Raw genomic sequence first — 7,997 nt, 5'->3', positions numbered from 1 at the left:
AAATTATCATTAAAGTTGTTTTATTATGATATAATCAAGCGTTATAGAATCTACTATTTTCTTCTTAGAATTATTAAAAACAAAATTATTAATTTAGATTATTAAAATATTATTTGATTAATTGATTTAATAATAATTTTACTAAGGATAAAATTGGGGATAATTATTAGATTATTGTTTTGCTGTTTTTAATACATGAGGCATTATTTATGAAACGAACATACCAACCAAATAAGCGTAAAAGAGTTAAAACCCACGGCTTTTTAAGTAAAATGGCAACTGCATCAGGTCGTGCCACTTTAAAACGACGTCGTCAAAAGGGTCGCTATAAACTAACAGTTTCTGATGAAAAATAGAAATTTAGTATAAAAATAATTATTATTTTTAAGAGTAGAAATTAGTATATTAGCAATATGAAGCGAAAATTTAGAATTCTTAAAAAGAAAGATTTTCAAGCAACTCTTAAAACTAAAAACCAGAAAATTTATACTAATAATTTTGTTTTTTACTATCAATCAACCAAAAACGAAAACATTAAATTTGGTTATATTGTTTCAAAAAAACATTTTAAAAAAGCAGTAGAACGGAATTATTGTCGTAGAGTTGTTGATTGTTGTGTTTATCAATCAAAACACTTAGAAACACTATTATCATATAATTGTGTTTTCTATTTTCGTAAAGAGTTAATTAATACGATTAATGATTTTGTTAAAATTCAAAAAGAAGTTGATCGTATTTTATTTAATTTTAAAAAAGCAATTACTAAAAAAAATAAAAAATGTATTTCTCCAATTACCCCATCTACCATTTTTCACAATCACAAACAGTAAAAACTGAAAAGATTGTTAAACCCTTTTGAGAACTAAACAAAAGGAATGATAACAATTCTAGAGATAAAACTAAAGTTCGTAAAATGATTATTAAATGAATTAAATTCATTGTTTATTCATTTACTTTTATTATTACCTTATGAGGTTGTTTTCAACAATATGGTCAATCATACGTAATTACTGTTCCAAGTGTTGGTCAAGGATTAGAATTTGGTTTTGATCCAGGAACAACAGGTGATTGAAGGTTTGATCTTGCTTCAGCTGGAACAGGTGAGTATTGAGTCTTTAGTCAATACACCTTAACATTTGGACCATTTATTGCTTGATTTATTTATCCGTTTGCTTGAATCAGTTTACACATGATTTATGCTTTTCAAAGTGTTGCTTTTGGTGGTTTTGCTACTTTGTTTGCGATGTTAATCATTCTGATTTTAATGCGGGGAATTGGTTTTTGACCGTCATTAAAATCATCATTACTAACTGAAAAACAATTAGAACATCAAGGTGCAATTGCTGAAATTAATGCTAAATATGCCAAAATCGAGAAAACTGATAAGCAAGCTAAAATGCGTAAAACCCAAGAGATTAGTCAGTATAACAAGAAACATGGAATTAATCCTTTAGGTGCTTTTGAAAAGGTTTTAATTGATTCACCAATCTTCTTAATTATTTGACGCTTGTTTAGTATGTTAAGACCAATTAAAGCAACAATTTTATTTGGAATTTGAGACCTTGGTGCTGTACCATTCTTTTCAATCTTCCAACAATTTAGTCAAGGTGGTTGAATTTATATCTTCTTATTACTGTTTGTTTTACCAACCCAGTTTATTAGCCAACGCTTACCACTAATTTTGTCTAAAAAACGCAATTATCGAGCAACTCCAGTAACATTAGGTGGTAAAAAATCAGGTAATAAACAAAAAAACATTCAATTAGCAGTAACAATCTTCTTCTTATTGTTTACTATGTTCTTATCATCAGCAATCGGTGTTTATTACTTTTTTAGTGGTTTAATTACTATTAGTCAAACAGTAATTATTCACCACATTATTGTTAAAAAACGCAAACAAGGCGTTGTCATTGATGATTATTTAGCACGTTTAGGAATTACTAAACCAACTAATGAATTGTTTAAATAGTTAATTCTTATTAATGACAATTAATCAAAAACTTTTAAACGAACTAAAAGTTAATCCTAGTAAAAAACTAGGGCAAAACTTTTTAGTTAATAATAAGATTGCTAAACAAATTGCTCAACTAGTTAATGCTAGTAACTATCAGCAAATTGTGGAAATTGGTCCTGGTTTAGGAGCAATTACTAAACAATTAGACTTAAGTAAAAAACAGTATTGAGGAATTGAACTAGACTATAGGTTATTTAGTTATTTATTAAAATTGTTTACTAATAATGAAAAAGTTAGTTTGATTAATCTTGACTTTTTAAAATTTAATAGTCAAGATTATTTTGAACAAGAAGGTTTGTTATTTGGTAATATTCCTTATTCGATTAGTACAAAAATCATTAAACATTTTTTAGCTGATACTAATCTTAATGAAGCGATTTTAATGGTTCAAAAAGAGTATTATCAGCGCTTAAGTGCTCAAGTTAATACTAAAGACTACAACTCACTTTCTGTCTATGTGCAAACCTTTTGTGATTTAGAACTATTAATTACAGTTAGTGCTAATAACTTTCATCCCATTCCTAAAGTTGATTCAGTTGTTTTTCAACTAAAGAAAAAAACTAATTGTTTAGTTGCAAAACAAGCATTATTTGGATCGTTTGTTAAAACTTGTTTTCAAATGAAACGAAAAACACTAGTTAATAACATTAAACCACTTTTTAGAACTAAAGAGCAAATGTTAGTTTATTTAAAACAACTAAAAATTGATCCTAATTGTCGAGCAGAAACATTAGACTTATTAACTTTTCAACAAATGTTTTTAACTTATGATCAAAATTATCATCAATATCAGAGAAAAAAAATAAGCAAGAGATAGTAATTAAACCTTCTTGCTTAAACTTTTATTTAGTGTTATTTATATAATCCTATTAAAGAATGTTTTTATGGATTAGGAGTGCCTAAATAACCAACAATTCCTAAAATAATCATTGCTAATAAAGCAATGCCAATCATAAAACTAATTAAAATAAATCACTTATTTTTAAAGTTATTTAATAGCACATCTTTAGCATAAGGATCTTTTCATCATTGTTTAATGTGTTTCTTTTTTTTAGTTAAATATAACTTAAAAAAACTAGAAGAATCAACTGTCTTATTAACTAAATCAGACTTTTTTATTTGCTTTTTCTTAACTTTAACTAAACTCATATTTTATAAAATAATCAATTATCCTTTAATTGCTGTACCTTGACGTGAAATTGCTCTCATCATCACTTTCCGAAAGATAATATAAGCAATAAACATTGGTAAAATTACTAAAATTGATCCAGCCATTTTAATGTTTTGGAAGGTAATAGGAATATCAGCACTAACATCTTCAGTATCCCGACCAATTTTAAATAACCAAGTTGATAGTACATCTAATGGTTGATCACCACGATAGTTGTTTAATAACAATTGTGGTCATGTATATGAGTTTCATGAAGCAAACGCTGTTAAGATTACTACTGTTAAAACTGTTGTTTTAACCATTGGAATCGCAATTTTAATAAAGAATTTTAAGTTACTAATACCATCAATCATTGCTGCTTCTTTAGTTCGATCAGGAATGGCTAAAAAAGCGTTTTTAAACATGAATGCTGAAAAGGTTGAAGCAACAAACGGTAAAATCATTGACAGAATTAAAAACCCACCGTTATTTCACTCTAAAGTAACAATAACTTGATACTGACCTAATAATAATGCTACTTCAGGTAACATTAGTGTTAGAAGCATAAAAAACCAAACAGCATTTTTAAAACGTCAGTTTTTTAATGAAAAAGCATAACCTGCAGTCATAGAAAAAAAGACTCTTGCACCAACTGAAATAATGGTAATTAAAACTGTTAATCCTAAGGCTGATCAATAACCAGAATTAAAAGCTGATTGAAAGTTAGTATCAATTACTTCACTTCTAATTACTGGGCTTAAACGAACTGTCCCATCAGTAGCTTCATCATTAGTAATAAATGATGTCACAATCATATAATAGAAGGGAAAAAGAATAATTAAACTAAAGACGACTAAAACAACTACTTTAAAACAAAAACCTAATAGTACTGAAGCAATTGATTTTTGGCTTCTAAAAGTTGCTTCAGGTTTTTTATGAAAATAAAATAAATAATTATTAATTTTATTTCAAATAATTGATTTTTGTATTAACACGATAATCACTCCATTTAATAAAGCCTTTAATAACCATTCTAAAGACAATGTTTAAAGTTAAAGATGTTGCAATTCCTAATAAGAAAAGAATAATTGAAACAACACCTGATTGACCGTTCTGACCAGTACTAGTATATAAGTAGATTAGTAGCAATAAAGTATTACCACCAACATTATTAGCAGCATTAACATCATTGTTAAATAATGCTAAAGGAAAGACTTTAATGGCACCAATAACACCAATTGTAATTAGAAAGGTTAAACTACGATTAATTGAAGGAAAAGTAATTTTAAAAAACTGTTTTAGTTTGGATGAACCATCAATCGAAGCTGATTTAAATAATGTTTTTTCCACACTTAACATTGCTGTAGTTAAGATTAGAATTTGAAAAGCTAAGTTTGATCAAACACCATAAATTAAAATTGCACCAAAAGCCGTTCAACTACCATTACTAAAATCAGTTAATCACTTAACTTTAGTTCCTAGTAATAAGTTGAATAAACCATCATCACTAAACATATAAAAGAAAGTTGCAGCAACAGCAACTGCACTTGTAATATATGGCATAAAAAAAATTGATAAGAAAGTTTGTTTAGCAAATTTTCTAATTACATGAACAATTGCTGAAGCAATTAGAATTGAGAAAAATAAGGAAATTGGTACAGCAGTAATTGAATAGATTAAAGTGTTTCTCACCCCATTAAGAAACGGGGCATTATAAACTAAGTTAGTAAAGTTACTAATTCCAATTGTTTGATCTTCAACTTTTAGGGCTGAATCAGTTTGTTGAAATGATAATTTAACAGTAATAATAAAAGGAATAATTGTAAAAAGAATAATTGCTAAAATTGATGGGGCAATTAGTAAAAAGACTTCTCAAGATGAATGTCTTTGCTCTAAAACACCTAAACCAACTTCTTTTTTAAAAATTTTCTGGAATCATTTTCTTAAGTTTAACTTAACAAAATATCACCAATAAGTAATGTTAATAGCACTAGTTTTTAAATAACTAGTTAAATTTTGTTTCATTAGTTAATTCTTTCTTTACTAACTGGATTAAATAAATGAACATCTTTTAGTGCAAAACTTAAATTAATCTTTTGATCAACTAAATAATTATGATCAGAACTTAATAGGACATTAATCACTTTATCATTAGTTAACAAAACTTCAGCTAAAGTTTCTTTACCTAATAGTTCAACCGTTAAAATCTTACCTGATAATAAGGCTTCTTCTTCAGTTTCAACTTGATAGAGGTTATTAGCCCTAATTCCAAACAAAACTTTTTGATCATCAAAATTTTGTTCTTGAAACTGACCAAAATTTTGCTCTTGATAAAATAATTGGTTATTTTTAATTTCACCTTGATCAATAAAGATTTCAGGAGTACCTAAAAACTTAGCTACAAACACGTTTGCTGGCTTATTATATAGTTCTAATGGACTACCACTTTGTTGTACTTTAGCAAAAGACATACAAATAATTTGATCAGAAATTGACATTGCTTCTTCTTGATCATGAGTAACAAAAACAGTAGTGATATTCAATTCTTTTTGAATATCACGAATTCATTTTCTTGTTTTAATTCTTAGTTTAGCATCAAGATTAGATAAAGGTTCATCCATTAGAAGGATTTTAGGTTTTTTAACAATTGCTCTTGCTAGTGCAACTCGTTGTTGTTGCCCACCTGATAATTGGGTTGGTTTTTTCTTTAAATTTTTAGTAATTTCTACCCGATTAGCTACTTCAAGCACATCTAGATTAATTGCTTCAGCAATTTTAAGAATATTACGATAATAATCACGAGCAATTACTTGTTCAGATTCAGGTAGAAAAGGAATTAATCGTTCTAACTTATTTTTTTGAAAAAAATAGTTACTAATTGGTTTTTGCTTAGCAGCAGCTCAAACATGATTTAAAATCAAGTTAAAATAAGTTTCAAAGTTTCATTTCGTATCATGTTGAAATGTTAGTAACTCAAATTTTACTTTGACAATCTTTTTTAATAAACCAGATTGTAATCGTGCTTTTTGATTTTTACATAAGTTATCTTGAACCACTTTAATTTTTTGATTAAACTCTTTTTTTAAAGCGTTATATTTCTTCTGATAATTAAAGTTTAAACGCTCAACTTTATCTGCTTTTAGATAAGTTTGATCTAATTGCTTAATTGCAGCAATTTTTTGTACGGTTAGTGATTCTAGTAAGTTTTTAGATTCAAAAACATAATCGTTATATTCAGTTTCTAAACTATTAAGATAGTTTAAAATCTCATTAGTAACATTAGTAATTTTAAAACTTAATTGTTCTAAAGTAGTTAAGACACTATTACTTACTTGATAGTGTTTAGCAATTAGTGATAATAGTTTAGTTTTAGAACGAATTGTTTTAGTAATGACATTGTTTTTTCAATTAAGATCACTATGTAAGGGAAAAGCAATGTTAGCATATACAGTCATATGAGGGTATAAGGCATAGTTTTGAAAGACAAAGCCTAATTTACGATCTTGTGGTTGTAATTGGGTTACATCTAAACCTTCAAAATAGATTTTACCTGATGTTGGTCTTAATAATCCTGCAATTGCATTTAAACAAGTTGTTTTACCTGAACCACTAGGACCTAATAAAGATGCTAATTCACCTTTTTTAATGCTAAAACTAACATCATCAACAGCTAGAGTTTGACCAAAGTCAATTACTAGATTTTTAATATCAATAGCAGCATTTTTTTTACGTTCATAATAATGTGCTTGAGAATAATTTTGGACCTTATTAATTGAATCAACATTTTTCTCTTTAAAATCACTAATCGTTTTAGGTCTTATTGATAAAGTTTGGATTCAAAATTTAGGATAAAAAATTAATTTTTTAAATGAAGCAGCAATATGGACTAATCATAGTTCTTGAAAAAACTCTATTGTTTTTAATTGCGCATTTTTTAATCAAAAAGACATTAATATCTTTCTTTTTATATAAATTTACTAAATTATTTTTGGCAAAAGCATTGATTTATTAATTTCAATTACAAAAATTGAAATTTTATTGCTAATAAAACTAATTTACAACTATATTTACTAAGTAATAAACTTAGTTAGAAAAAACATTAAAGTTTAAGTTAAATTAAAATCAATATTTTAATAATTTAAATTTTTCAAATAGGGATTAATTGCTATTAATAAGTGACATAAGCTTTTTGATTAACATTAAATAATAAAAACAACACAACCTATGATTAAAATACAAGGTTATGTTGTTTTTATAAGACTAGGATGAGAATAAGATTTATTTTTAAATTTAATAAATCTTCTTCACTTTAAAATCATAATTTTAAGTTAAAAAAAGATTAGTATTATTCTTTAATATTTTACACTAATAATTGTTTCTAATCAGACAATTAAAAAAGATAATTATTTTGATATTAAAGTAAAACAAACAATAGTTTTACACAAAAATTATTGAAATTAATATTAATTAATTTAATAATTATTTAATTTATTTGTTATATAAATATACAACTATATTATATATAGTATTAAATAGTAAAAATATAACTATACATTGATATAAAAAATAAAGATATATAAGTTATTGAATAACTAAAATTATTCTCTATTTAGAAAAACACATATGGGGATAAGTTAAATCTAAATAAGGTTTTTTCAATTTTAAATTCAGAATCTACTAGTGCTGAAAATAAATTTAAATGAATTTAAAATTGAACCTTAGTCTAAAATCATCAAGATGAATTACAACAACAATATATCTTTAATTAATTTTAAGTTGGTTAGCGAACTTAAAATTTTCGTAATGTTCTTTTTTCAAGTGTCAATAAAGATT

The 7,997-nt window shown here is 25.9% G+C and carries 8 protein-coding genes; 4 read left to right on the top strand and 4 right to left on the bottom strand.

Going from position 1 to position 7,997, the window contains the following annotated elements:
* Positions 1–209 precede the first annotated feature (209 nt).
* From rpmH to rsmA, 4 genes are all read left to right on the top strand, one after another.
* On the top strand, positions 210–356 hold the full coding sequence (rpmH, locus tag MCAV_RS04095) for a 50S ribosomal protein L34 (protein ID WP_391591847.1): 147 nt from the start codon (positions 210–212) through the stop codon (positions 354–356).
* Between the two features lie 57 nt (positions 357–413).
* Entirely contained in the window at positions 414–830 is a 417-nt protein-coding gene (rnpA, locus tag MCAV_RS04090; protein WP_391591846.1) for a ribonuclease P protein component, read from the top strand.
* Positions 831–913: 83 nt separating this feature from the next.
* On the top strand, positions 914–1,969 hold the full coding sequence (yidC, locus tag MCAV_RS04085) for a membrane protein insertase YidC (protein WP_391591845.1): 1,056 nt from the start codon (positions 914–916) through the stop codon (positions 1,967–1,969).
* 13 nt (positions 1,970–1,982) lie between these two features.
* On the top strand, positions 1,983–2,831 hold the full coding sequence (gene rsmA / locus MCAV_RS04080) for a 16S rRNA (adenine(1518)-N(6)/adenine(1519)-N(6))-dimethyltransferase RsmA (RefSeq protein ID WP_391591844.1): 849 nt from the start codon (positions 1,983–1,985) through the stop codon (positions 2,829–2,831).
* A 65-nt stretch (positions 2,832–2,896) separates the two neighbouring features.
* Here the strand turns inward: rsmA and MCAV_RS04075 are convergent, their stop codons facing one another.
* Genes MCAV_RS04075 through MCAV_RS04060 form a run of 4 tightly spaced genes read right to left on the bottom strand, consistent with a single transcriptional unit; the run spans position 2,897 to position 7,114 of the window.
* Entirely contained in the window at positions 2,897–3,163 is a 267-nt protein-coding gene (locus MCAV_RS04075; protein WP_391591843.1) for a hypothetical protein, read from the bottom strand.
* 18 nt (positions 3,164–3,181) lie between these two features.
* Positions 3,182–4,159, bottom strand: a complete 978-nt coding sequence (locus tag MCAV_RS04070; protein WP_391591842.1) for a carbohydrate ABC transporter permease — start codon at positions 4,157–4,159, stop codon at positions 3,182–3,184.
* Positions 4,128–5,189, bottom strand: a complete 1,062-nt coding sequence (locus MCAV_RS04065; protein ID WP_391591841.1) for a carbohydrate ABC transporter permease — start codon at positions 5,187–5,189, stop codon at positions 4,128–4,130. Before MCAV_RS04065 ends, MCAV_RS04070 begins: the two co-directional genes overlap by 32 nt.
* Entirely contained in the window at positions 5,189–7,114 is a 1,926-nt protein-coding gene (locus MCAV_RS04060) for an ABC transporter ATP-binding protein (RefSeq protein ID WP_391591840.1), read from the bottom strand. The genes MCAV_RS04065 and MCAV_RS04060 overlap by 1 nt, the downstream gene beginning before the upstream one ends.
* Positions 7,115–7,997 lie beyond the last annotated feature (883 nt).

The organism is [Mycoplasma] cavipharyngis, assembly GCF_042984175.1.
Classification (GTDB): domain Bacteria; phylum Bacillota_I; class Bacilli_A; order Mycoplasmatales; family Mycoplasmoidaceae; genus Mycoplasma_N; species Mycoplasma_N cavipharyngis.
The sequence above is the reverse complement of the archived record's forward strand: the minus strand, read 5'-3'. Positions and strand labels throughout refer to the sequence as shown.